Source organism: Bacillus sp. P4_D3, assembly GCF_056401855.1.
This window is the reverse complement of the sequence record NZ_JBFUIN010001357.1, coordinates 1-517: the sequence shown is the minus strand read 5'-3', so window position 1 is coordinate 517 and position 517 is coordinate 1. Positions and strand designations below refer to the sequence as shown.

4 tRNA genes and 1 rRNA gene are annotated in these 517 nt (G+C 52.4%); all 5 read right to left on the bottom strand.

Annotated features, from left to right (window positions below):
- Positions 1-96: ribosomal RNA gene (locus AC1DTM_RS31330) — 16S ribosomal RNA — on the bottom strand; the annotation flags it as partial.
- Positions 97-173: 77 nt separating this feature from the next.
- Positions 174-249 (bottom strand) — tRNA-Ala (locus AC1DTM_RS31325).
- 9 nt (positions 250-258) lie between these two features.
- Positions 259-332: transfer RNA gene (locus tag AC1DTM_RS31320), tRNA-Pro, on the bottom strand.
- Positions 333-339: 7 nt separating this feature from the next.
- Positions 340-413: transfer RNA gene (locus AC1DTM_RS31315), tRNA-Arg, on the bottom strand.
- A 3-nt stretch (positions 414-416) separates the two neighbouring features.
- A tRNA-Leu gene (locus AC1DTM_RS31310) sits at positions 417-505 on the bottom strand.
- Positions 506-517: the final 12 nt, after the last annotated feature.

The window sequence follows — 517 nt, the reverse complement described above, 5'->3', positions numbered from 1 at the left end:
CTTCATAAGAGCAAGCTCTTAATCCATTCGCTCGACTTGCATGTATTAGGCACGCCGCCAGCGTTCATCCTGAGCCAGGATCAAACTCTCCAATAAAGTTAGTTTGTCTAGCATCTAAAAATAAAAATTGACGTTTACGTTGTTTGTTTCGTTCAGTTTTCAAAGAACTTTTTTGGTGGAGCCTAGCGGGATCGAACCGCTGACCTCCTGCGTGCAAGGCAGGCGCTCTCCCAGCTGAGCTAAGGCCCCAAACAAGTATCGGGAAGACAGGATTTGAACCTGCGACCCCCTGGTCCCAAACCAGGTGCTCTACCAAGCTGAGCCACTTCCCGAAAAAAACGCGCCCGAGAGGAGTCGAACCCCTAACCTCTTGATCCGTAGTCAAACGCTCTATCCAATTGAGCTACGGGCGCATATGGTGCCGAGGGCGGGGGTCGAACCCGCACGGTGGTCACCCACCGCAGGATTTTAAGTCCTGTGCGTCTGCCTGTTCCGCCACCCCGGCATGTCATACATA